Origin of the sequence: Streptomyces longhuiensis, from assembly GCF_020616555.1 — a bacterium.
In the GTDB taxonomy this organism is placed as follows: domain Bacteria; phylum Actinomycetota; class Actinomycetes; order Streptomycetales; family Streptomycetaceae; genus Streptomyces; species Streptomyces longhuiensis.
Window position 1 is genome coordinate 7,106,990 of sequence record NZ_CP085173.1, and the last position, 22,645, is coordinate 7,129,634.

20 protein-coding genes are annotated in these 22,645 nt (G+C 71.4%); 10 read left to right on the top strand and 10 right to left on the bottom strand.

Going from position 1 to position 22,645, the window contains the following annotated elements; translation table 11 throughout:
- Window positions 1-34: 34 nt before the first annotated feature.
- Together LGI35_RS32680 and argF are read left to right on the top strand one after the other, a co-directional pair.
- Window positions 35-1,258: an arginine deiminase gene (locus LGI35_RS32680; protein WP_227297880.1), complete on the top strand. Its 1,224-nt coding sequence runs from the start codon at window positions 35-37 to the stop codon at window positions 1,256-1,258.
- A gap of 145 nt (window positions 1,259-1,403) precedes the next feature.
- On the top strand, window positions 1,404-2,411 hold the full coding sequence (gene argF, locus LGI35_RS32685; RefSeq protein WP_227297881.1) for an ornithine carbamoyltransferase: 1,008 nt from the start codon (window positions 1,404-1,406) through the stop codon (window positions 2,409-2,411).
- Between the two features lie 27 nt (window positions 2,412-2,438).
- On the opposite strand, the gene LGI35_RS32690 is transcribed toward argF, so the two are convergent.
- Window positions 2,439-2,963, bottom strand: a complete 525-nt coding sequence (locus tag LGI35_RS32690) for an ATP-binding protein (protein ID WP_227297882.1) — start codon at window positions 2,961-2,963, stop codon at window positions 2,439-2,441.
- A gap of 226 nt (window positions 2,964-3,189) precedes the next feature.
- Here LGI35_RS32690 and LGI35_RS32695 point away from each other — a divergent pair, with 226 nt between their 5' ends.
- Window positions 3,190-4,017, top strand: a complete 828-nt coding sequence (locus LGI35_RS32695) for an enoyl-CoA hydratase family protein (RefSeq protein ID WP_227297883.1) — start codon at window positions 3,190-3,192, stop codon at window positions 4,015-4,017.
- Between the two features lie 2 nt (window positions 4,018-4,019).
- The gene (locus LGI35_RS32700) at window positions 4,020-6,350 is read left to right on the top strand and encodes a bifunctional salicylyl-CoA 5-hydroxylase/oxidoreductase (RefSeq protein ID WP_227297884.1); all 2,331 of its coding nucleotides are present in this window, start codon (window positions 4,020-4,022) and stop codon (window positions 6,348-6,350) included.
- On the opposite strand, the gene LGI35_RS32705 is transcribed toward LGI35_RS32700, so the two are convergent.
- A complete protein-coding gene (locus LGI35_RS32705) occupies window positions 6,334-7,155 on the bottom strand; it encodes a PaaX family transcriptional regulator (RefSeq protein ID WP_227297885.1) in 822 nt (273 codons plus the stop codon). The two genes, LGI35_RS32700 and LGI35_RS32705, sit on opposite strands and share 17 nt — an antisense overlap.
- Before the next feature lie 4 nt (window positions 7,156-7,159).
- Window positions 7,160-8,785, bottom strand: coding sequence for an AMP-binding protein (locus tag LGI35_RS32710; protein ID WP_227297886.1), 1,626 nt, complete (start codon window positions 8,783-8,785; stop codon window positions 7,160-7,162).
- A 144-nt stretch (window positions 8,786-8,929) separates the two neighbouring features.
- Between LGI35_RS32710 and LGI35_RS32715 the strand changes: the two genes are divergently transcribed.
- Together LGI35_RS32715 and LGI35_RS32720 are read left to right on the top strand one after the other, a co-directional pair.
- Window positions 8,930-10,060 carry an acyl-CoA dehydrogenase family protein gene (locus LGI35_RS32715; RefSeq protein ID WP_227297887.1) on the top strand — a complete coding sequence of 377 codons (1,131 nt, stop codon included), beginning with the start codon at window positions 8,930-8,932 and terminating at the stop codon, window positions 10,058-10,060.
- Entirely contained in the window at window positions 10,057-10,461 is a 405-nt protein-coding gene (locus tag LGI35_RS32720) for a RidA family protein (protein ID WP_227297888.1), read from the top strand. Before LGI35_RS32715 ends, LGI35_RS32720 begins: the two co-directional genes overlap by 4 nt.
- 85 nt (window positions 10,462-10,546) lie before the next feature.
- Here the strand turns inward: LGI35_RS32720 and LGI35_RS32725 are convergent, their stop codons facing one another.
- The 3 genes from LGI35_RS32725 to LGI35_RS32735 all read right to left on the bottom strand — a co-directional run bounded on the left by LGI35_RS32725 (window position 10,547) and on the right by LGI35_RS32735 (window position 13,838).
- Window positions 10,547-11,587 (bottom strand): NAD(P)-dependent alcohol dehydrogenase, encoded by a 1,041-nt coding sequence (locus tag LGI35_RS32725; RefSeq protein ID WP_227300618.1) that lies wholly within the window; start codon window positions 11,585-11,587, stop codon window positions 10,547-10,549.
- A gap of 106 nt (window positions 11,588-11,693) precedes the next feature.
- The gene (locus LGI35_RS32730; protein ID WP_227297889.1) at window positions 11,694-12,455 is read right to left on the bottom strand and encodes an IclR family transcriptional regulator; all 762 of its coding nucleotides are present in this window, start codon (window positions 12,453-12,455) and stop codon (window positions 11,694-11,696) included.
- Between the two features lie 54 nt (window positions 12,456-12,509).
- A complete protein-coding gene (locus tag LGI35_RS32735) occupies window positions 12,510-13,838 on the bottom strand; it encodes an MFS transporter (RefSeq protein WP_227297890.1) in 1,329 nt (442 codons plus the stop codon).
- A 130-nt stretch (window positions 13,839-13,968) separates the two neighbouring features.
- Here LGI35_RS32735 and LGI35_RS32740 point away from each other — a divergent pair, with 130 nt between their 5' ends.
- Entirely contained in the window at window positions 13,969-14,901 is a 933-nt protein-coding gene (locus tag LGI35_RS32740; RefSeq protein WP_227297891.1) for a 2-hydroxyacid dehydrogenase, read from the top strand.
- Window positions 14,902-14,916: 15 nt separating this feature from the next.
- Here LGI35_RS32740 and LGI35_RS32745 read toward each other — a convergent pair whose 3' ends face one another.
- On the bottom strand, window positions 14,917-16,446 hold the full coding sequence (locus LGI35_RS32745; RefSeq protein WP_227297892.1) for a helix-turn-helix domain-containing protein: 1,530 nt from the start codon (window positions 16,444-16,446) through the stop codon (window positions 14,917-14,919).
- A gap of 333 nt (window positions 16,447-16,779) precedes the next feature.
- On the opposite strand from LGI35_RS32745, the gene acnA reads away from it, so the two are divergent.
- Both acnA and LGI35_RS32755 read left to right on the top strand, forming a co-directional pair.
- The gene (acnA, locus tag LGI35_RS32750) at window positions 16,780-19,494 is read left to right on the top strand and encodes an aconitate hydratase AcnA (protein WP_279348656.1); all 2,715 of its coding nucleotides are present in this window, start codon (window positions 16,780-16,782) and stop codon (window positions 19,492-19,494) included.
- Between the two features lie 141 nt (window positions 19,495-19,635).
- Window positions 19,636-20,430, top strand: a complete 795-nt coding sequence (locus LGI35_RS32755; RefSeq protein WP_227297894.1) for a hypothetical protein — start codon at window positions 19,636-19,638, stop codon at window positions 20,428-20,430.
- Between the two features lie 2 nt (window positions 20,431-20,432).
- Here LGI35_RS32755 and LGI35_RS32760 read toward each other — a convergent pair whose 3' ends face one another.
- The gene (locus tag LGI35_RS32760; RefSeq protein ID WP_227297895.1) at window positions 20,433-20,660 is read right to left on the bottom strand and encodes a DUF397 domain-containing protein; all 228 of its coding nucleotides are present in this window, start codon (window positions 20,658-20,660) and stop codon (window positions 20,433-20,435) included.
- A 28-nt stretch (window positions 20,661-20,688) separates the two neighbouring features.
- Between LGI35_RS32760 and LGI35_RS32765 the strand changes: the two genes are divergently transcribed.
- Complete coding sequence (locus LGI35_RS32765) at window positions 20,689-21,366, top strand: dihydrofolate reductase family protein (protein WP_227297896.1); 678 nt, start codon at window positions 20,689-20,691, stop codon at window positions 21,364-21,366.
- A gap of 76 nt (window positions 21,367-21,442) precedes the next feature.
- Here LGI35_RS32765 and infA read toward each other — a convergent pair whose 3' ends face one another.
- On the bottom strand, window positions 21,443-21,667 hold the full coding sequence (gene infA / locus LGI35_RS32770) for a translation initiation factor IF-1 (RefSeq protein WP_227297897.1): 225 nt from the start codon (window positions 21,665-21,667) through the stop codon (window positions 21,443-21,445).
- Window positions 21,664-22,437, bottom strand: a complete 774-nt coding sequence (locus LGI35_RS32775) for a GNAT family N-acetyltransferase (RefSeq protein ID WP_376221950.1) — start codon at window positions 22,435-22,437, stop codon at window positions 21,664-21,666. The genes infA and LGI35_RS32775 overlap by 4 nt, the downstream gene beginning before the upstream one ends.
- Window positions 22,438-22,645: the final 208 nt, after the last annotated feature.

Consider the following 22,645-nt stretch of genomic DNA (forward strand, 5'->3'; position numbering starts at 1 on the left):
GGCACGGGCTGTCCGGCCGGGGAAAGATGGATCCATGGGATTCCACGTCGACTCCGAGGCCGGGCGCCTGCGCCGCGTCATCCTGCACCGCCCCGATCTGGAGCTCAAGCGGCTCACGCCGAGCAACAAGGACGCGTTGCTCTTCGACGACGTGCTGTGGGTGCGCCGCGCGCGGCAGGAGCACGACGGGTTCGCCGACGTGCTGCGCGACCGCGGCGTGACCGTGCACCTCTTCGGCGACCTGCTCACCGAGGCGCTCGCCATCGGGGACGCCAGATCCCTCGTCCTCGACCGGGTCTTCGACGAGAAGGAGTACGGTCCGCTCGCCACCGACCACCTCAGGGCCGCCTTCGAGACGATGCCGGCCACGGACCTGGCCGAGGCGCTGGTCGGCGGCATGACCAAGCGGGAGTTCCTCGACCGGCACCCCGAGCCGACGTCGGTCCGCTTCCACGCGATGGACCTCGACGACTTCCTGCTCGGCCCGCTGCCCAACCACCTGTTCACCCGCGACACCTCGGCCTGGATCTACGACGGCGTCTCCATCAACGCGATGCGCTGGCCCGCCCGGCAGCGCGAGACCGTCCACTTCGAGGCGATCTACCGGCACCATCCGCTGTTCCGCGACGCGGGCTTCCACCTGTGGTCGGAGGGGCAGGCCGACTACCCGTCCACGATCGAGGGCGGCGACGTCCTGGTGATCGGGCAGGGCGCCGTACTCATCGGCATGAGCGAGCGCACCACCCCGCAGGCCGTCGAGATGCTGGCGCACAAGCTGTTCGCGGAGGGCTCCGCGCAGACGATCGTGGCCCTCGACATGCCGAAGCGGCGGGCGTTCATGCACCTCGACACCGTGATGACGATGGTCGACGGCGACACGTTCACGCAGTACGCGGGGCTCGGCATGCTGCGCTCGTACACCATCGAACCGGGCGTGGGCGAGCGGGACTTGAAGGTCACCGACCATCCGCCGGAGCACATGCACCGGGCCATCGCGGCCGCGCTCGGCCTCAGCGAGATCCGGGTCCTGACCGCCACGCAGGACGTGCACGCGGCCGAGCGGGAGCAGTGGGACGACGGGTGCAACGTGCTGGCGGTGGAGCCGGGCGTCGTCGTCGCCTACGAGCGCAACGCGACGACGAACACCTATCTGCGCAAGCAGGGCATCGAGGTCATAGAGATCCTGGGCAGTGAGCTGGGGCGGGGGAGGGGCGGCCCGCGCTGCATGAGCTGCCCGGTCGAGAGGGACCCTGTGTAGAGCGGTGATCCCCGGAACATGTGGTACCCGGAACATCTGGAGCGGTGGTCTCCGGAACCTGGCACTGTATAGAAATGTGGAGCATCGTATAGACTTCCAGCATCTCTGATGCCCTAGCCCTTTACGCGTACCCCAGGAGCGCCCCATGGCGACAGTCCGTCCCGACCTCACCGGCCGCCACTTCCTCAAGGAGGTGGACTTCACCGCCGAGGAGTTCCGCGGCCTGATCGACCTCGCCGCCGAGCTGAAGGCGGCCAAGAAGGCCGGGACGGAGACGCGCCATCTCGCGGGCCGGAACATCGCGCTGATCTTCGAGAAGACCTCCACCCGTACGCGCTGCGCCTTCGAGGTCGCCGCGGCCGACCAGGGTGCTTCCACGACCTACCTGGACCCGTCCGGCTCGCAGATCGGCCACAAGGAGTCCGTACGGGACACCGCCCGCGTCCTCGGTCGGATGTTCGACGCCATCGAGTACCGCGGGGACAGCCAGTCCGGCGTCGAGGAGCTCGCCGCGTACGCGGGCGTGCCGGTCTACAACGGCCTGACCGACGACTGGCACCCCACGCAGATGCTCGCCGACGTGCTCACGATGGTCGAGCACTGCGACAGGCCGCTGGAGCGGATCGCCTTCTCCTACCTCGGTGACGCCCGCTTCAACATGGGCAACTCGTACCTGGTGACCGGCGCGCTGCTCGGCATGGACGTCCGCATCGTGGCGCCGCGTGAGTACTGGCCGGCCGACGAGATCGTGGTGCAGGCCCGCAAGCTCGCCGAGACGAGCGGCGCCCGGATCACGCTCACCGAGGACATCCCCGAGGGCGTCGCGGGTGCCGACTTCGTGGTCACCGACGTCTGGGTCTCCATGGGGGAGCCCAAGGAGGTGTGGGCCGAGCGCATAGCCGCTCTGGCGCCGTACGCCGTGACCATGGACGTCCTGCGCGCCACGGGGAACGCGGACGTCAAGTTCCTGCACTGCCTGCCGGCCTTCCACGACCTGGGCACCAAGGTCGGGCGCGAGATCCACGAGGCGTACGGCCTGGACTCCCTGGAGGTCACGGACGAGGTCTTCGAGTCGGCGCACTCGGTCGTCTTTGACGAGGCCGAGAACCGGCTGCACACCATCAAGGCGATCATGGTCGCCACGCTGGCCTGACCCCCGCCCCGGCAGGGGAGGCGCGTCCTACTCCGGGCTTCTCCGCTGCGCCGGCACCGCGGGAAGGGTGAACCAGACCGCCTTGCCGGACGCGGTGGGGCGATGTCCGCAGGACGAGCTCAGGGTGCGGATGAGCAGCAGCCCGCGCCCGTGCTCCTGCCACGGGTCCGGCTCCTCGGCCGGACCCGGGAGGGTCAGATCGCCGGGCGGCGCCGGGTCGCCGTCGTGCACCTCGACCTGACAGCCCGACGCCAGCAGCTCCACCACCAGCTCGATGGGGCCGGCTCCCGCCGTGTGCTCGACGGCGTTCGCCACCAGCTCGGCCGTGAGCAGCTCCGCCGTGTCGCTGTCGGCGACGGGCGACTCGATCTCCGCCAGGGCCGTGCGCACCAGGGCGCGCGCGACCGGCACCGCGGCGGCGGTGTGCGGCAGCGCGATACGCCAGGAGGTGGGGGCGGGCGGTGTGGTCACGGTGGGTCCGTTCAGGGTGCAGGTGTCCTGACAGCGGGTGACAGGGGCTGACAGCGGGGGAGCTGTCCTGCTTTCAACCATACGAATGGTAAGGCGTCGCTGGACAGAGCCGCCCGACGCTCTTTCCGCGGGACGTTCGTCACTTGTCTCATAGGCGCTCCCTACCCGGGCTGAACGCCTGTCACCAGGATTGCGTATCGCGTACTCGTGACGGAAGTCACGAAGCGGTGATAACTTCAGGGAGCGACGTGCCTGACGCAGGTGCGCCGAACCGTCCGCCGCCCCCGCCCGAGGAGGCCGCACCGCCATGAGTCCCTTCACCGGCTCCGCGCCCCGCACCGACGACTGGCGGCATCTGAGGTACGCCGTCGACGACGGGGTCGCGACCGTCACCCTGGCCCGCCCCGACAAGCTCAACGCGCTCACCTTCGGCGCCTACGCCGACCTGCGCGACCTGCTCGCCGAGCTGTCCCGCGAGCGCTCCGTACGCGCCCTTGTGCTGGCCGGCGAGGGCCGCGGATTCTGCTCCGGCGGTGACGTGGACGAGATCATCGGCGCCACCCTCGCCATGGACACCGCCCAGCTCCTCGACTTCAACCGGATGACCGGCCAGGTCGTACGGGCCGTGCGCGAGTGCCCCTTCCCGGTGATCGCCGCCGTGCACGGGGTCGCCGCGGGCGCGGGCGCCGTCCTCGCACTCGCCGCCGACTTCCGCGTCGCCGACCCGAGCGCCCGCTTCGCGTTCCTGTTCACCCGCGTCGGCCTGTCCGGCGGCGACATGGGCGCCGCGTATCTGCTGCCCCGCGTCGTCGGCCTCGGCCACGCGACACGCCTGCTCATGCTGGGCGATCCGGTGCGCGCCCCCGAGGCCGAGCGCATCGGCCTGATCAGCGAGCTGACCGACGAGGGCCAGGTCGACGAGGCCGCGCAGACCCTGGCCCGCCGCCTCGCCGAGGGGCCCGCCCTCGCGTACGCCCAGACCAAGGCCCTGCTCACCGCCGAACTCGACATGCCGCTGGCCGCCGCCGTGGAAATGGACGCCGCGACCCAGGCCCTCCTCATGAACGGCGAGGACTACGCCGAGTTCCACGCGGCCTTCACGGAGAAGCGCGCGCCCAAGTGGCAGGGGCGGTGACCATGGAACCCCTGCGAGTGGCGGTCATCGGCGGCGGACCCGGCGGCCTGTACGCCGCCGCCCTCCTCAAGCGGCTCGACCCGCGCCGCGACATCACGCTCTGGGAGCGCAACGCCCCCGACGACACCTTCGGCTTCGGCGTCGTCCTCTCCGACGAGACGCTCGGCGGCATCGAGCACGCCGACCCCGTCGTCCACGCCGCGCTCCAGGCGGAGTTCGTGCGCTGGGACGACATCGACGTCGTGCACCGCGGCACCCGCCACACCTCGGGCGGCCACGGCTTCGCCGCGCTCGGCCGCCGCAGGCTCCTCGAAATCCTCCACGAGCGCTGCCGGCAGCTCGGCGTGAACCTCCGCTTCCGTTCGGAGGCGCCATCGGCGGCGGACCTCACCCGCGACCACGACCTGGTCGTCGCCGCCGACGGAGTGCACAGCGCGACCCGCGAGGCTCACGCCGACGCGTTCCGGCCGCGCGTCGAGCAGCACCGCTGCCGCTACATCTGGCTCGCCGCCGACTTCGCCTTCGACGCGTTCCGCTTCGAGACCGCCGAGACCGAGCACGGCGTCATGCAGCTGCACGGATACCCGTACGCCCGCCCGTCTCCCGACCACCACCCCTCGACGGGACCCTCCGGGCCGCACCTGCCCGTCGGCGCCAGCACCGTCATCGTCGAGATGCGCGAGGAGGTGTGGCGGGCGGCCGGATTCGACGAGCTCGACGTGGGCGAGTCCGTCGAAAGGTGCGCCAAGATCTTCGCCGACGCCCTGGGCGGCCGTGGTCTCAGGTCGAACAACTCCGCCTGGACCGCCTTCCGCACGGTCGTGAACGAGAAGTGGTCGCACGGGAACGTCGTCCTCGTCGGCGACAGCGCGCACACCGCACACTTCTCCATCGGCTCCGGCACCAAGCTCGCCGTCGAGGACGCCCTCGCGCTCGCCGCCTGCCTCCAGGAACAGCCCACCACGGCCGAGGCGCTCGCGGCGTACGAGGCGGAGCGGCGGCCCGTCGTCGCCTCCACCCAGCGCGCGGCCCGCGCCAGCCTGGAGTGGTTCGAGAACCTCGGCCTCTATCTCGACCAGCCGGCACACCAGTTCGCGTTCAACCTTCTCACCCGCAGCCGCCGCGTCACGCACGACAACCTGCGCCTGCGTGACCCGCACTTCACCGAGGCCGTCGAACGCGACTTCGGCTGCCCGCCCGGCACACCCCCCATGTTCACGCCGCTGCGCCTGCGCGATCTGACCCTGCGCAACCGCGTCGTCGTCTCACCCATGGACATGTACTCGGCCCAGTCCGGCGTCCCCGGCGACTTCCACCTCGTCCACCTCGGCGCGCGGGCCCTCGGCGGCGCCGGACTCGTCATGACGGAGATGGTGTGCGTCAGCCCCGAGGGCCGCATCACCCCGGGCTGCACCGGTCTCTACACGCCTGAGCAGGCCGCGGCCTGGCGCCGCATCACCGAGTTCGCGCACACCCAGGCCCCCGGCACGGCGGTCGGCGTCCAGCTCGGGCACTCCGGACGCAAGGGCTCCACGAAGCTGATGTGGGAAGGCATCGACGACCCGCTCCCGGAGGGGAACTGGCCGCTGGTCGCCGCTTCCCCGCTCCCGTACAAGCCGGGCAGTCAGACTCCGCACGAGCTGACGACCGGCGAACTCGCCGATGTCCGAGAGCAGTTCACGTCCGCCGCCCTGCGCGCCGCCGACGCCGGCTTCGACCTCCTCGAACTGCACTGCGCCCACGGCTATCTGCTGTCCGGCTTCCTCTCGCCGCTGAGCAATCACCGGACGGACGCGTACGGCGGCTCGCTCCCGAACCGGCTGCGCTTCCCCCTCGAAGTCTTCGACGCCGTACGCGACGTGTGGCCCGGCGACCGCCCCATGACCGTCCGGATCTCCGCCACCGACTGGGCGGACGGCGGCACGGACGCGCACGACGCCGTGGAGATCGCCCGCGCGTTCGCCGCGCACGGCGCCGACGCGATCGACGTGTCGACCGGACAGGTCGTCGCCGACGAGAAACCCGCGTACGGACGCTCCTACCAAGTGCCGTTCGCGGACCGGATCCGCAACGAGACCGGCATCCCGGTGATCTCGGTCGGCGCGATCTCCTCGTGGGACGACGTCAACTCGCTGATCCTGGCCGGGCGCACCGACCTGTGCGCCCTGGCCCGCCCCCACCTCTACGACCCGCACTGGACCCTGCACGCGGCGGCCGAACAGGGCTACGCGGGTCCCGGTGTCGCCTGGCCGAAGCCGTACGAGGCGGGCAGCCGGCCGCCCCAGACCGGGCGGCTCGACGCTCCCAAGCCCCGCCTCACGCTGGGTGGTTGAGGGTGGTGAACGCCGCCCCCGCGTCCCGCAGTCGCTCGTGCAGCGCCCGGAACACGCTCGCCGACCGCGTGCCCGGCCACCGTGCCGGCAGCAGTCCGGCGGGCAGCCCCGGGTCCGCGTAGGGCAGATGCCGCCAGGAGTCGAGGGCGAGGAGGTAGTCCCGGTACGCCTCCTCCGGCGCGGCGTCGCCGGGGGAGCGGGCCTGCCAGGCGGCGAGCACCGGCGCGTGCTCGTCGAGGAACGCCTCGTGCAGCGCGGCGAGACGGTCCAGGTCCCACCAGCGCGCCACCGCGTCGGCCGTTGCCGCGTACCCCAGGTGCTCGCCGCGGAACAGATCGACGTACGGGGAGAGCCCGAGGCGTTCCAGGGTGTGCCGGGTCTCCTCGTGCAGGCCCGCCGGGGCGATCCACACGCCGGGCGCCGCCGAGCCGAAGCCGAGCCCGGCCAGCCGTGAGCGCAGGACGTGCCGCTTGGCTCGCTCGGCCTCCGGCACGGAGAACACCGCGAGCACCCAGCCGTCCGTCTCGCCGGCCGGTGCCCCGTAGATGCGCCGGTCGCCGTCGTCCAGGAGCTGGCGCGCGGCCGGCGACAGCGCGTACCCGGCGGCGCCCGACCCCGTGCGCTCCGGCAGGAGCAGCCCGCGCCGCTTGAGGCGGGACACACAGGACCGCACGGCGGGCGCGTCGACGCCGACCGTGCCGAGGAGACGGATCAGCTCGGCGACGGGCACGGGGCCGGGAAAGCCGCGCCCGTAGGCGCCGTAGAGGGTGACGATCAGGGACCGGGGAGTGTGCAGCTCGGACACGTGGTCACTCTAGATCGCCGGCGGAGCGCAGCCGGAACCGCTGGAGCTTCCCGGTCGCCGTGCGGGGCAGGGCGTCCAGGAAAACGATCTCGCGCGGGCACTTGTACGGCACCAGCTCGGCCTTCACGAACGCCCGCAGCGCGTCCGGGTCCCGGCGGGCGCCCTCGCGCAGTACGACGTAGGCGACCGCTATCTGCCCGCGCTCGTCGTCGGGGCGGCCCACCACCGCGGTCTCCGCGACGTCCGGGTGGCGCAGCAGCGCGTCCTCGACCTCGGGGCCCGCGATGTTGTACCCCGCCGAAATGATCATGTCGTCGGCGCGGGCGACGTACCGGAAGTAGCCGTCGGGCTCGCGGACGTACGTGTCCCCGGTGACGTTCCAGCCGCCGCGGACGTACGTCGTCTGCCGCTCGTCGGCGAGATAGCGGCAGCCGACCGGGCCGCGCACGGCGAGCAACCCCGGTTCCCCGTCCGGCACTTCGGACCCCGCGTCGTCGATCACGCGCGCCTGCCAGCCGGGCACGGGCACGCCCGTCGTCCCGGGGCGGATCGCGTCGTCGGCGGCGGAGATGAAGATGTGCAGGAGTTCCGTGGCGCCGATGCCGTTGATGATGCGGATCCCCGTCGCCTCGTGCCAGGCCCGCCAGGTCGCGGCCGGCAGGTTCTCGCCCGCGGAGACGCATCGCCGCAGCGACGAGAGGGTGTGCCCCTCGGCGCCGTCGAGGAGCGCTCGGTACGCGGTCGGCGCGGTGAACAGGACGGACACCCCGTGCTCGGCGATCGCGGGCAGCAGCTGCCTCGGCCCCGCCTGTTCGAGCAGCAGCGACGAGGCGCCGGCCCGCAGCGGGAAGACGACGAGCCCGCCGAGCCCGAACGTGAAGCCGAGCGGCGGGCTCCCCGCGAACACGTCGTCCGGCGTCGGCCGCAGGACATGGCGCGCGAACGTGTCCGCGATGGCGAGGACGTCCCGGTGGAAGTGCATGCAGCCCTTGGGGCGCCCGGTCGTGCCCGACGTGAACGCGATCAGGGCGACGTCGTCGGCGGCGGTCGCCACGGCCTCGTACGTCTCGGGCAGCCCGGAGCCGCGCCCGAGGAGGTCGTCGGGGCCTTCGCCGCCGAACGGCGTGACGCGCAGCCCGGGCACCTCGGCCTTCACCAGGTCGTCCAGGACCCTGGCGTCGCACAGCGCGTGCGTGACCCGGGCGATGGAGCAGACCGTCGCCAGCTCCTGCGTGCGCGCCTGCGCGAGCACGGTGACGGCGACCGCGCCCGCCTTCATCACGGCCAGCCAACAGGCGGCGAGCCAGGGCGTGGTGGGGCCGCGCAGGAGCACCCGGTTCCCCGGCCGCACGCCCAGCTCGCCGCTGAGCAGATGCGCGATCCGGTCGACGCGGAGCAGCAGCTCCCCGTAGGTCCACACCGCCCCGTCGCCCGTGCGGAACGCGGGCCGGTCGGGGCCGAACCGTTCGACGGTGCGGTCGAGCAGCTCGGCCCCGCAGTTCAGTTGCCGCGGATAGCGCAGTTCCGGGAGGTCGAAGACGAGGTCGGGCCAGAGTTCGGGCGGCGGGAGATGGTCGCGCGCGAAGGTGTCGACGTGGGCCGACGTGTGCTGTGGCGGAGCGTCTGTCATGGCCGTGCGCCCCCTAGGAACGAAAGACCCTGCTTGGTGGTGGGCTCGCGGAACGAGCGTATCGTGATGGTGACGACAGTCAACGGTCCGCGATACCGTGACGGAGCCGGCCCGAGCCGCCGGCGAACCGGGAGGCGCCGACAGATGACCGCAAAGTCCGCAGCTCCGTCATTCTCGCTCGACCCGGCGCAGACCGCCTGGTGTGCCGAACTGCGCGCGCTCGCCGCCGAACGGCTCGCGCCCCTCGCCGAGAAGGGCGAGCCGGGGAAGGTGAACCGGCCGCTCGTCGCCGAGCTCGGCCGCCTCGGCCTCCTGGAGCGGCTGTTCCGCTCCGGCGCCCTCGACCTGTGCCTGATGCGTGAGTCCCTCGCCCGCGCCTGCACGGAGGCCGAGACCGCGCTCGCCCTCCAGGGGCTGGGCGCGCACCCCGTGCACGCCTACGGCACCGACGCCCAGCGCGCACACTGGCTGCCGCGCGTCAGTGACGGCACCGCCGTCGCGGCCTTCGCGCTGAGCGAGCCGGGCGCGGGCTCCGACGCCGCGGCCCTCGCCCTGCGCGCGGAGCCCGACGGCACCGGAGGCTGGTGCCTCATCGGCGAGAAGACCTGGATCTCGAACGCCCCCGAGGCCGACTTCTACACCGTCTTCGCCCGTACGGCCCCGGACGCCGGAGCGCGCGGAGTCACCGCGTTCCTGGTCCCCGCCGACCGCCCCGGACTCACCGGCACCCCCCTCGACATGCTGTCCCCGCACCCCATCGGCTCCCTCGACTTCGACGCGGTCCCGGTCACCGCCGACGACGTGCTCGGCGAACCGGACCGCGGCTTCCGCGTCGCCATGACCACCCTGAACCTCTTCCGCCCGAGCGTCGGCGCCTTCGCCGTCGGCATGGCGCAGGCCGCGCTCGACGCGACGCTCGCCCACACCGCCCGGCGCGACGCGTTCGGCGGCAAGCTGAAGGACCTCCAGACCGTCGCGCACCAGGTGGCCGATCTCGCCCTGCGCACCGAGGCGGCCCGCCTCATGGTCTACGCGGCCGCGGCGGCGTACGACGCGGGCGCCCCCGACGTGCCGCAGCGCGCCGCGATGGCGAAGCTCCTCGCCACCGAGACCGCCCAGCACGTCGTCGACACCGCCGTCCAGCTGCACGGCGCCCGCGCCCTGCAACGCGGCCACCTCCTCGAACACCTCTACCGCGAGGTGCGGGCCCCCCGCATCTACGAAGGGGCGAGCGAGGTCCAACGCGCCATCATCGCAAAGGAGTTGTACGCGTGAGCGGCATCGAGCGGATCAACCCACCCGAACTCTCCCCGCCCACCGGTTTCTCGCACGCCGTCACCGCCACCGGCGGCCGCCTCGTCTTCCTCGCCGGCCAGACCGCCCTCGACGCGGACGGCAAGATCACCGGTGACACGCTCCCGGAGCAGTTCGCGCGCGCCCTGACCAACCTCCTCACCGCCCTGCGCCACGCGGGAGGCACCCCCGACACGCTCGCCCGCGTCACCGTCTACGCCACCGACATCGCCGACTACCGCACCCACGCCCGCGAACTCGGCCGAATCTGGCGTGAGTCGGCGGGCCGCGACTACCCGGCGATGGCGGTGATCGGCACGACCCGGCTGTGGGACGAGCAGGCTCTGGTGGAACTGGACGGCCTGGCGGTCCTGCCGGACTAGGCCGGAGTCCATCGGCCCGGGGGCCGACCGACCCCGGCGTCGGGCCCACACAGCACGCCCGCACCCGATGTGAGGGGCCGGCCGGCTACTCCTGCGGCAGGATCACCGCGCGTCCACGCACGGTCCCGTCGTGCAGCCGCCGGTAGGCGGTGGGCGCGCTGTCGATGCCGTACGTCTCCACGTGCACGGAGACGACCCCGGCCCGCGCCAGGTCGAGCACCTCCATCAGCTCGCTGCGGCTGCCCCAGTACGGCGCGGTCACCGACGCCTCGTACGGTGTGGTGCCGAAGCCGACCGCGAGGCTGCCGCCGCCGAGGCCGACGATGGTGACATCGCCCTCGACCGCCACGCAGCCGCCCGCCGTGGCCACCGTGGGCGCGGCCCCGACGAAGTCGAAGACCGCCTCGGCGCCCCTGCCGCCGGTCAACTCCCTGACGACGGACACGGACTCGGCGTCCGACAGGATCGCCTCATGGGCGCCCACCTCACGGGCGAGCGCCAGCTTCTCCTCGTTCACGTCGAGCGCGATCACCCAGGCCGGGGACAGCGCGCGCAGGAGCTGGATCGCGACGTGCCCGAGCCCGCCCGTGCCGATCACGACGGCCGCCGACCCCGGCACCAGCTTCGGCAGCGACCGCTTGATCGCGTGGTACGGCGTCAGACCGGCGTCGGTCAGCGGCACCGCCTGCACCGGGTCGAGGCCGCCGAGCGGGACGAGATGGCGGGGGCTGTCCACGACCATGTACTCGGCCATGGCGCCGGGCGCGCCGAGGCCGGGCGGGTAGATGCCGAGTTCCTTGGCGCGCAGACAGTAATTCTCTTTGCCCTCCGCGCACTTGGCGCAGGTGCCGCAGCCCCACGGCCCGTAGACGGCGACCTCGTCGCCGGCCTCGACGGCCGTCACCCCGTCACCCACCGCCGCGACCGTGCCGACGCCCTCGTGGCCCAGCGTGAGCGGCAGGGGGAAGCCCAGCTGCTCGGCGGGCCAGCTCATCACGGCGATGTCGGAGTGGCAGACACCGGCCGCAGTCATCCGCAGCAGCACCTGGCCGGGACCGGCGGCGGGTACGGGGATCTGCACGACTTCGGGAGCGGCACCCACCGTGCGGTACTGGACGGCCTTCATCAGCTCGGTCATCGTGCGTTCCTCCCGGGAGCGGTGCGGGGGCCCGGCGGCCGCCCTCCCCGGGATCCATGTCACCGGGCGGCGGCCGTCACACCCGCAGACCGGCTCAGTGGTCCATGTGCGCCGCGATGTCCTCCGCGCACGCGCGCAGGGCCGGGACGTGCGCGCGCAGCTCGTCGGCGCCGGTCAGGGCGACGGCCGCGCCGAGCGAGACGGCCAGACGCGGCGCCTGTCCGTGCGGCGGGGGCACGGCGACGGCGATCGACCGGACACCGACCTCGTTCTCCTCGTCGACCTCGGCCCAGCCGCGCTCGCGCACGGCGTCGAGCTCCTCGCGGACCGCCGCCGGATCGGTCACCGTGCGGGCGGTGACCGCGCTCAGGTCGGCCGCGAGCAACTCGTCGCGCTCCCGCTCGGGCAGGCCCGCGACGAGGACCTTGCCGAGCGAGGTCGCGTGCCAGGCGTTACGGGTGCCCTCCGCGCTGCGCAGCTGAAGGTGCTGCGTGCCCTGCGCAGTGAGGACGAGCAGCACGTCCGTGTCGTGGAGGATGCCCGCGATGGCGGGCAGGCCCGTGCGGTCGGCGAGCCTGCGCATCGGCGCCGCCGCCGCGGAGTAGCCGGCCGGTGAGCGCTGGAAGCCCCGCGACAGTTCGAGCACCCTGGCCCCCAGCGCGTAGCGCCGGGTGTCCTCGTCGTACGCCACGAACCGTTCGGCGGCGAGCCGGCCGAGGAGCCGGTGGGCGCTGCTGACCGGGAGCGCCGCGGCGCGGGCCGCGGCACTCACCCCCAGGCCCGCGGGATGGTCGGCCAGCACGGTGAGGAGTCGCAGGCCCCGGCCGAGCATGTCGTCGCCGGACGTCGTGGTCACGCTGCTCGTCTCCCGTGTGCTGCGCCCGTACGCCGGGACCGGTCCCCGGCGCACTCAGGCGGTGGTGGCAGCGGTGGGCTGCCGGTTCACCGTACCCGGGCGGGGACCGGACGGACGGGGCTCGCGCACCGCCAGCATCAGCGCGGCCGAGACCAGCGCGCCCGCCGCCATGAACGCGAAGGCCCCCGCGTCCCCGAGCGAGGTGCCGCGTACCCAGCCCACGAGATACGTCCCGGCGAACGAGCCGAGCGCGCCGAACGAGTTGACGAGCGCCACCGCCGCGCCCGAGACGCCCGCCGGGGCGAGCGTGGAGACGAGCGCGAAGTACGGGCCGTAGGGCGCGTACAGACACAGGCCCGCCACCACGAGCAGCGCGAGCGCCACGGGGAAGTGGGACCCGGCCGCGTACGAGCCGAACAGGGCGAGGCCGCCGACGCCGAGCCAGGGCCACACGGCCGCCTTGCGCCGCCCGCTGCGGTCGGACAGGCGCGAGTTGAGCAGCATCGCGACGACCGCGAAGGCGTACGGCACGGCGGTCAGCAGACCGGTGGCGCCGATGCCCTCGCCCGAGCCCTTCTTCACGATCGACGGCAGCCAGAAGATGAAGCCGTACATGCCGAACGACCAGAAGAAGTACTGCACGGCCATCAGCAGCACGGGGCGCGAGCGCAGGACCCTGCCGTACTCCTCGCGCAGGTTCCCGGAGGCGGCGGGCACGGAGGCGCGGTCCTCGCGCAGGACTTCCAGCTCGGCCGGGGCGACCCACCCGGCGTCCTCGGGGCGGTCCTTGATGAGCCGCAGACAGAACAGGCCCCAGACGACCGAGGGCACACCCTCGACGATGAACATCACGCGCCAGTCCGTCACCGACACCAGCCAGCCCGACAGGGCGGACAGCCACATCACGGTGACCGGATTGCCCAGGATGAGCAGGGTGTTGGCGCGGCCGCGCTCGCCGTGCGTGAACCAGCGGCTGAGCAGCATCACCATCGACGGCAGCACCGCGCCCTCGACGACACCGAGCGCGAACCGCACGGCGATCAGCTGCCCGGGGCTGCTCAACAGGCCCTGTACCACGGCGAGCAGCCCCCACAGCACCGTCGACCAGGCGACGAGCCGGCGCGCGCTGCGCTGCTCGGCGTAGATCGTGCCGGGGATCTGGAAGAAGAAGTAGCCGAGGAAGAACGACGCGGCGATCAGCGAGTCGAGGCCCGCGGACAGATGCAGCTCGTCGGCCATGCCGCCGGCGGAGGCGATCGCGTAGTTCGACTTGTCGAGATAGGCGAGCGAGTACGTGATGAACGCGACCGGTATCAGGTGCCGGGCGCGGGTCGAGCTCCAGAAGCCGCCGGTGGACGGCCGGGAGGGCGACGGCGCTGTCATCCCTTGACCCCCTGTTTTCCGTGAGGTGGAAAGTGTTTCACTGGGCGGGAAGACGTTACGAGGGAGCGGTGGCCGGGTCAATGGGTCGCCGCATGCCACGACGGCAAGCAAGCCGAAGGAGAGATCCGCGATGACCGATACCGACGTGCTCGTCCCCTGGTCGCAGCTCGACCAGCGCCACGGCCCCTGGCCCGACGGCGTCCGCGTCCACGTGTGGGACGGCGTGACGCCCGCGTCCGAACTCCCGCAAGACGTCCTGGACGCCGTGGAGTTCTGGGTCATGCCCTACGCGGTCCCCGACGCGGACCGGCTGCTGCCCCGGCTCCCGCGCCTGCGCGCCGTCCAGTGCCTCAGCGCCGGAGTCGAGAAGCTCCAGCCGCGGCTGCCCGAGGACGTCACCCTGCACAACGGCCGCGGCCTGCACGACGCCTCCACCGCGGAGCACGCCCTCGGCCTCATCCTCGCGGCCCAGCGCGAACTGCCCCGCTGGGCCGCCGACCAGGTGGCCGGCCGCTGGGACCCGCACTTCACGCGCTCGCTCGCCGACAGCCGCGTCGCGATCGTCGGCCACGGCTCGATCGGCTCGGCCCTGGAGACCCGGCTCCTCGCCTGCGAGGCCGAGGTCGTCCGCGTCGCCCGGCGCGCCCGCCCCGACGAGCGGGTCCACGCGATCGCCGACCTGCCCGCACTGCTCCCCGGCCTCGACATCGTGGTCCTCGTCCTGCCCGAGAACCCGGCCACGGTCGGCCTGTTCGGCCCGAAGGAAATGGCCGCACTGCCGGACGGCGCCCTCGTCGTCAACGTCGGCCGCGGCCGCACCCTCGACACCGAAGCTCTGCTCGCCGAGACCGTCACGGGCCGGCTGCGCGCCGCCCTCGACGTCACCGACCCTGAGCCCCTCCCGGCGGACCACGCGCTGCGTCACGCCCCCGGCGTCCTCATCACCCCGCACGTGGCCGGCGGCTCGGCGGCCTTCCGCCCGCGCGCCGAGCGCCTGATCGTGGAGCAGATACGCCGATGGGCCGCGGAAGAGGAACTGCTCAACCCCTTCCCGCGGCCCTGAACGACGCCGATCGCGTCAGATGTCCCGGAACGTCTCGATCTGTGCGCCAACGGAGTTGAGCCGCTCGGCCAGGTCCTCGTAGCCGCGGTTGATCACGTAGACGTTGCGCAGTACGGACGTGCCCTCGGCGGCCATCATCGCGAGGAGCACGACGACGGCGGGGCGCAGTGCGGGCGGGCACATCATCTCGGCGGCGCGCCAGCGCGTCGGGCCCTCGACGAGGACGCGGTGCGGGTCGAGCAGCTGGAGGCGCCCGCCGAGCCGGTTCAGGTCCGTGAGGTAGATCGCGCGGTTGTCGTAGACCCAGTCGTGGATGAGGGTCTTGCCCTGGGCCGCCGCCGCGATGGCCGCGAAGAAGGGCACGTTGTCGATGTTGAGGCCGGGGAAGGGCATCGGGTGGATCTTGTCGATCGGCGCCTCCAGTTTGGAGGGCCGGACGGTGAGGTCCAACAGGCGCGTACGGCCGTTGTCCGCGAAGTACTCGGCCGAGCGGTCGTGGTCGAGGCCCATCTCCTCCAGGACCGCGAGCTCGATCTCCAGGAACTCGATCGGCACCCGCTTCACCGTCAGTTCGGACTCGGTGACCACCGCGGCGGCCAGCAGGCTCATCGCCTCGACCGGGTCCTCGGACGGCGAGTAGTCGACGTCGACGTCGATCTGCGGCACGCCGTGCACGGTGAGGGTGGTCGTGCCGATGCCCTCGACGCGTATGCCCAGGGCCTCGAGGAAGAAGCAGAGGTCCTGGACCATGTAGTTCGAGGACGCGTTGCGGATGACGGTGACGCCGTCGTGGCGGGCGGCCGCGAGCAGCGCGTTCTCGGTCACGGTGTCGCCGCGCTCGGTCAGCACGATCGGGCGGCTGGGGGAGACGCCCGCCTCGACCTGCGCGTGGTAGAGCCCCTCGGTCGCCGTGATGTCCAGGCCGAACCGGCGCAGCGCGATCATGTGCGGCTCGATGGTGCGGGTGCCGAGGTCGCAGCCGCCCGCGTACGGCAGCTTGAAGTGGTCGAGGCGGTGCAGGAGCGGGCCGAGGAACATGATGATCGAGCGCGTGCGGCGGGCGGCGACCGCGTCGATGGCGTCCATGTCGAGGGCGGCCGGCGGCACGATCTCCAGGTCCACGCCGTCGTTGATCCACCGGGTGCGGACACCGATGGAGTTCAGGACCTCGAGGAGGCGGTAGACCTCCTCGATGCGGGCGACGCGGCGCAGGACCGTGCGACCCCTGTTGAGGAGCGAGGCGCACAGCAGCGCCACGCAGGCGTTCTTGCTCGTCTTCACGTCGATCGACCCGGACAGGCGGCGGCCGCCGACCACGCGCAGGTGCATCGGACCCGAGTAGCCCAGCGAGACGATTTCACTGTCGAGCGCCTCGCCTATTCGGGCGATCATCTCAAGGCTGATGTTCTGGTTGCCGCGCTCGATGCGGTTGACGGCGCTCTGGCTGGTACCGAGCGCCTCGGCGAGCTGCGACTGTGTCCAGCCCCGGTGCTGACGGGCGTCACGGATGAGCTTGCCGATACGTACGAGGTAGTCGTCTGCCATGGCCGCAGGCTATCTCAGATATGAGATGCCGCATTCCGGCGGGTCCATTGGAGTGACGGGCCGTCAACCGGCCCTGGTGGCGCGCCGGCGGGTGTGCGGGACGATGAGGAGGACGGTCCGCCGGTGGCACGGCGGGGTGGCTCGGCGAAGCCCGGGCATGACCAGTCCGGCCTCATGTACTAGAGTTATCTCGACATCGAGATATCTACAGAGGCACACCGCAGCCGCCATGCTCGGTAAGGGTTACCTAACTTAGCCTTACCTTAGCGGATCGGCGAACCCGTCGTGGCGGCAGGATGCGGTGGAACGCGCACATATATGAAGGAGACTGTCGTGTCGGCGAACAGCTTCGACGCCCGCAGCACGCTGCGCGTGGGCGACGAGTCGTACGAGATCTTCAAGCTGGACAAGGTCGAGGGCTCCGCGCGCCTCCCTTACAGCCTGAAGGTTCTCCTTGAGAACCTGCTCCGCACCGAGGACGGCGCGAACATCACCGCCGACCACATCCGTGCGCTCGGCAGCTGGGACTCCCAGGCCCAGCCGTCCCAGGAGATCCAGTTCACGCCCGCCCGCGTGATCATGCAGGACTTCACCGGTGTGCCCTGTGTCGTGGACCTCGCCACCATGCGTGAGGCCGTGAAGGAGCTCGGCGGCGACCCGGCCAAGATCAACCCGCTGGCCCCGGCCGAGCTGGTCATCGACCACTCCGTCATCGCCGACAAGTTCGGCACCGCCGACGCCTTCGGCCAGAACGTCGAGCTGGAGTACGGCCGCAACAAGGAGCGCTACCAGTTCCTGCGCTGGGGCCAGACCGCCTTCGACGAGTTCAAGGTCGTCCCCCCGGGCACCGGCATCGTGCACCAGGTGAACATCGAGCACCTCGCTCGTACGGTCATGGTCCGGGGCGGCCAGGCCTACCCCGACACCCTCGTCGGCACCGACTCGCACACCACGATGGTCAACGGCCTGGGCGTCCTGGGCTGGGGCGTCGGCGGCATCGAGGCCGAGGCCGCGATGCTCGGTCAGCCGGTCTCCATGCTCATCCCGCGCGTCGTCGGCTTCAAGCTCACCGGTGAGCTCAAGCCCGGCACCACCGCCACGGACCTCGTGCTCACGATCACCGAGATGCTGCGCAAGCACGGCGTCGTCGGCAAGTTCGTCGAGTTCTACGGTGAGGGCGTCGCCGCCACCTCCCTGGCGAACCGCGCCACCATCGGCAACATGTCGCCGGAGTTCGGCTCCACCGCCGCGATCTTCCCGATCGACGACGAGACGCTGAAGTACCTGAAGCTGACGGGCCGTGACGAGCAGCAGGTCGCGCTCGTCGAGGCGTACGCCAAGGAGCAGGGCCTCTGGCTCGACCCGGCCGCCGAGCCCGACTTCTCCGAGAAGCTGGAGCTCGACCTCTCCACGGTCGTCCCCTCCATCGCCGGCCCGAAGCGCCCGCAGGACCGCATCGTCCTCGCGAACGCCGCGCAGCAGTTCGCGCTCGACGTGCGCAACTACGTCGAGGACGACGACGAGGCGGGCAAGGAGTCCTTCCCGGCCTCCGACTCCCCGGCCACCGCCAACGGTGTCCCGTCGCGCCCGACCCTGGTCACGGCCCCCGACGGCTCGACGTACGAGATCGACCACGGCGCCGTCACCGTCGCCGCGATCACGTCCTGCACCAACACGTCGAACCCGTACGTGATGGTCGCCGCCGCGCTCGTCGCGAAGAAGGCCGTCGAGAAGGGCCTGACCCGCAAGCCGTGGGTCAAGACCACGCTCGCCCCGGGCTCGAAGGTCGTCACCGACTACTTCGACAAGGCCGGTCTGACGCCGTACCTGGACAAGGTCGGCTTCAACCTCGTCGGCTACGGCTGCACCACCTGCATCGGCAACTCGGGCCCGCTGCCCGAGGAGGTCTCGAAGGCGGTCAACGAGCACGACCTGGCGGTCACGTCGGTCCTCTCCGGCAACCGCAACTTCGAGGGCCGCATCAACCCCGACGTCAAGATGAACTACCTGGCGTCCCCGCCGCTGGTCGTCGCGTACGCCATCGCCGGTTCGATGAAGGTCGACATCACCAAGGACGCCCTGGGCACCGACCAGGACGGCAAGCCGGTCTACCTCGCGGACATCTGGCCGACGGAGGCCGAGGTCAACGACGTCGTCGCCAACTCCATCGGCGAGGACATGTTCAACAAGTCCTACCAGGACGTCTTCGCGGGTGACGCCCAGTGGCAGGCGCTGTCGATCCCGACCGGCAACACCTTCGAGTGGGACTCCGAGTCCACCTACGTCCGCAAGCCCCCTTACTTCGAGGGCATGACGATGGAGACCACCCCGGTCTCCGACATCACGGGCGCGCGCGTCCTCGCCAAGCTGGGCGACTCGGTCACCACCGACCACATCTCCCCGGCCGGTGCGATCAAGGCCGACACCCCGGCCGGCCAGTACCTCACGGAGCACGGCGTCCAGCGCCGTGACTTCAACTCCTACGGCTCGCGCCGTGGTAACCACGAGGTCATGATCCGCGGCACGTTCGCCAACATCCGCCTGCGCAACCAGATCGCGCCGGGCACCGAGGGCGGCTACACCCGCGACTTCACGCAGGCGGACGGCCCCGTGTCGTTCATCTACGACGCCTCGCGCAACTACATCGAGCAGGGCACCCCGCTGGCCATCCTGGCCGGCAAGGAGTACGGCTCGGGTTCGTCCCGTGACTGGGCCGCCAAGGGCACCGCGCTCCTCGGCGTCAAGGCCGTCATCGCCGAGTCGTACGAGCGCATCCACCGCTCGAACCTCATCGGCATGGGCGTCCTGCCGCTCCAGTTCCCGGAGGGCGCCTCGGCCGAGTCCCTCGGCCTGACCGGCGAGGAGACCTTCTCCTTCACCGGCGTCGAGGAGCTCAACAACGGCACCACGCCGCGCACGGTCAAGGTCACCACCGACACCGGTGTGGAGTTCGACGCGGTCGTCCGCATCGACACCCCCGGTGAGGCGGACTACTACCGCAACGGCGGCATCATGCAGTACGTGCTGCGCAGCCTGATCCGCAAGTAAGCGGTACGGCAGGGCAGTTGAGGGCCGCATCCCCGGCGACGGGGATGCGGCCCTTTGCGCGTTTGATGTTGATCGCGGCTGCCGGTAAGGTCACGCTCTTCGCCGGTGTCGGCCGCGCGGAGTTCCCTGGTAGGCCACGGCATGCCCGAAGCTCTCGTGCTCGACCCGTACGCGATGTGGCGCGACGCCCTCGCCGAAGTGGACGGCGCCTTCACCACGCCACCCGCGCTCGACCGTCCCGTCTGGGGCTGTACGCACTGCACCCCCGAGTCCGAGCTGCGCCTGCTCGGAGGCGACCCGGCCCTGGTGTCGGACGACCTCCTCGGCCACTTCATACGCGAGGTGGCGAGCCACTGGGCGGAGGACCAGTACCCCGTCCTGTGGCGCCGCTTCATCCCCCGAGCGCTGCGCCTGTGGGGCCCGGACGGGGACGGCGCCGACCCGTCGTACGAGATAGGACGCCTCGGAAGCGGAGGCGCCCGCCTCGCGGACTGGCCCGTGGCCGAGCGCGCCGCGGTCGAGGGTGCCTTCCGGGCGCTGCTGACCGTCGCGGTGACCAGCGGCCGCCCCCATGACTGGTGCACCGAACTGATCGAGGGGATCGCCCATGCGACGGGGGGCCTGGACCCCTGGCTGGACCACATACACGGCCTCGCCGGCCCCGAAGCCGACGCCGGAGTGGTGCGCCTCGCGAGGGGCTGGGCCCTCGAACTCCTCTGGGGCGAGATGGACTTCATCTGGTGGTACGACGGCGATCCGCAGCACATCGCCCGCTGGCTCCCCAGCCTGCGCCCCCGCATCGAGGCGTTCGCCGCGCGGCACCCCCGCTGCAAGAACGCGTCCGACGCGCTGATCGGTCTCGACGCGCTTGAGGCCGGTGCCAGTAGCCCGTGGCTCTACCCTGTCGGAGGCCTCAAGCTGCTCGACCGGGACTGAGCTCAGGCGCCGCCGGCCAGGAACGCGGTCCAGGCGTCCGGGGTGACGGTGAAGTGGGGGTCTTCGGGGTTCTTGGAGTCGCGGATGTGGATGGCGGCGGGGTGGGTGGCTACCTCGCCGCCCTCGCTGCCGCTGTAAGTCGCCTTGCGCCAGTCGTAGGCGACTTCGAGGCACTGGCCGCCTTCGTCGCCGCTGTAGCTCGACTTGAACCAGTTCAGTGCGGTGCTCATTGCTCTCGCGACGGCGAGAGTCCCACCCATGTCACCGCAACCGCAGGAGGAACACGTGACGCAGCAGTTGCTGAGGGTCCAGAACTTCAACGTCTCCAGTGACGGGTTCGGCGCGGGCGAGGGGCAGAGCCTGGAGCGGCCCTTCGGGCACGCCGATCCGGGGGAGATGTTCGCGTGGTGCGGTGCCACGGCGAGTTGGCCCAACCGCACCGACCCCGGCGGCAGCCGGGGCCTGGACGACTACCTCACCCGCGATTTCCATCACAACATCGGCGCCGAGATCATGGGCCGAGGCAAGTTCGGGCCGCAGAAGGGGCCTTGGGAGAACCTGGAGTGGCAGGGCTGGTGGGGCGACGAACCGCCGTTCCACACGCCGGTGTTCGTCATGACCCACCACCTCCGGCCCTCGATCTGCCTCTCCGACACCACGTTCCACTTCGTGGACGGCGACCCCGTCACCGTCCTCGCCCAGGCGAAGGAAGTGGCCCAGGGCAAGGACGTCCGGCTCGGCGGCGGGGCGAACGCAATCCGCCAGTTCCTCGGCGCCGGCCTCGTCGACACCCTGCACGTGGCGGTCTCGCCAGTGAAACTCGGGTCGGGCTCGCGGCTGTGGGAATCGCCCGACGAGCTGCGTGACCGGTTCCACGTGGACGTCGTGCCCAGCCCGGGCGGCAGCGTGACGCACCACCTTTTCTGGCGGAAATGAGGGGAAGCAATACGGGACCAGGCGGGCGTGAACTCCTCACGCCCGCCTTCCATTTCACCCGTTCAGCCGCCCGGCGTCAGCTCCGGTACCGGAAGATGATCCGGCCGCGCGTCAGGTCGTACGGGCTGACCTCCACGAGCACCCGGTCGAACGGCAGGATCTTGATGTAGTTCTTCCGGATCTTGCCGCTGATGTGCGCGAGCACCTTGTGCCCGCTCTTCAGTTCCACCTGGAAGGTGGCGTTGCGCAGGCACTCGACGACCGTGCCCTCGATCTCGATACCGCGATTCGTCTTCGTCATCGGTGAAGTACGACCTCCACATTGCTGCCGGCGTGCTCGGCGCCGATCGTGTCGAAGAGGGTCGTGGCGGCCCTGTTGCGTTCGCCGACTTCCGCCGAAGCCGTCCGGACCCCGGACCGGTGCAGGGAGCCGAGCACTTCGGCGAGGAGCGCCCGCGCGATGCCGCGCCGCTGCCGGTCGGCCCGGACCGCGATGAGGCCGATCCGTGGCTGACGCGGCACTGGCGCCACCCGGAGCAGTCCCACGTACTCGCCGGACTCCACCTCCATGGCCACCGCGTACTTCGTCGGGTCCACCACGGCCGCGTCGTCCAGGCGTGGCAGCACCTCCGCCGGCATCTCCTGCCATCCGACGGAGGCCTCGACCTCGTCCCGGATCGCGCGGTCGAGTGCGCGCAGGGGGTCCTTCTCCGCCTCGCCGAGGGGGAGGATCGTCACGCCCGACGGCGGCTGCGCCGAGCCGAGTCCGGTGACCTGTGGGTCGGTGGGCAGGAAATACACCCACTCGCGGCGCCGGATCGTGAAACCGGCGCGCTCCCACCGGGACCTGAGGTCCACGTCGGCCTCGTCGACCATCGTGTACAGGGGCCTCGGCAGGTCCGCGAGCATGGCATCGGCGAGCAGGCCGAACGCCGAGTCGTGCCAGGAGTCGATGCTGAGGAAGAGTCGTCCGTCGAGCCGCGGCCAGGCCTCACCGCGACCGACCACCTGGTCGTCCTCGAGTGCGTGCCACTGCGTGTCGGCGACGCGTGTGATCACTGTTGTATCCATAGGTCTCTGCCTTTCGGGAGTGCCTTGTCCAGGCGCTCCCGGGCGACCTATGTCAGCCGACCGACCGTGGGGGACGAGAGGAGCACCCACATACGTACTGCGTTCATGGGTCTCACCTCCTCGGGCTGCGTCACGGTTCGGGCCAGACATTAGGCGAGCTCACGTTGGGGTGTCCACGGAATTAAAACGGCAGCGCCGCTGAGCTGTA

Coding starts and splice junctions, on each gene's coding strand:
- LGI35_RS32680 (WP_227297880.1), top strand. CDS start 35: ATGGGATTCCACGTCGACTCCGAGGCCGGGCGCCTGCGCCGCGTCATC.
- argF (WP_227297881.1), top strand. CDS start 1,404: ATGGCGACAGTCCGTCCCGACCTCACCGGCCGCCACTTCCTCAAGGAG.
- LGI35_RS32690 (WP_227297882.1), bottom strand. CDS start 2,963: ATGGTTGAAAGCAGGACAGCTCCCCCGCTGTCAGCCCCTGTCACCCGC.
- LGI35_RS32695 (WP_227297883.1), top strand. CDS start 3,190: ATGAGTCCCTTCACCGGCTCCGCGCCCCGCACCGACGACTGGCGGCAT.
- LGI35_RS32700 (WP_227297884.1), top strand. CDS start 4,020: ATGGAACCCCTGCGAGTGGCGGTCATCGGCGGCGGACCCGGCGGCCTG.
- LGI35_RS32710 (WP_227297886.1), bottom strand. CDS start 8,785: ATGACAGACGCTCCGCCACAGCACACGTCGGCCCACGTCGACACCTTC.
- LGI35_RS32715 (WP_227297887.1), top strand. CDS start 8,930: ATGACCGCAAAGTCCGCAGCTCCGTCATTCTCGCTCGACCCGGCGCAG.
- LGI35_RS32725 (WP_227300618.1), bottom strand. CDS start 11,587: ATGAAGGCCGTCCAGTACCGCACGGTGGGTGCCGCTCCCGAAGTCGTG.
- LGI35_RS32735 (WP_227297890.1), bottom strand. CDS start 13,838: ATGACAGCGCCGTCGCCCTCCCGGCCGTCCACCGGCGGCTTCTGGAGC.
- LGI35_RS32740 (WP_227297891.1), top strand. CDS start 13,969: ATGACCGATACCGACGTGCTCGTCCCCTGGTCGCAGCTCGACCAGCGC.
- LGI35_RS32745 (WP_227297892.1), bottom strand. CDS start 16,446: ATGGCAGACGACTACCTCGTACGTATCGGCAAGCTCATCCGTGACGCC.
- LGI35_RS32755 (WP_227297894.1), top strand. CDS start 19,636: ATGCCCGAAGCTCTCGTGCTCGACCCGTACGCGATGTGGCGCGACGCC.
- LGI35_RS32760 (WP_227297895.1), bottom strand. CDS start 20,660: ATGAGCACCGCACTGAACTGGTTCAAGTCGAGCTACAGCGGCGACGAA.
- LGI35_RS32765 (WP_227297896.1), top strand. CDS start 20,689: ATGTCACCGCAACCGCAGGAGGAACACGTGACGCAGCAGTTGCTGAGG.
- infA (WP_227297897.1), bottom strand. CDS start 21,667: ATGACGAAGACGAATCGCGGTATCGAGATCGAGGGCACGGTCGTCGAG.
- LGI35_RS32775 (WP_376221950.1), bottom strand. CDS start 22,437: ATGGATACAACAGTGATCACACGCGTCGCCGACACGCAGTGGCACGCA.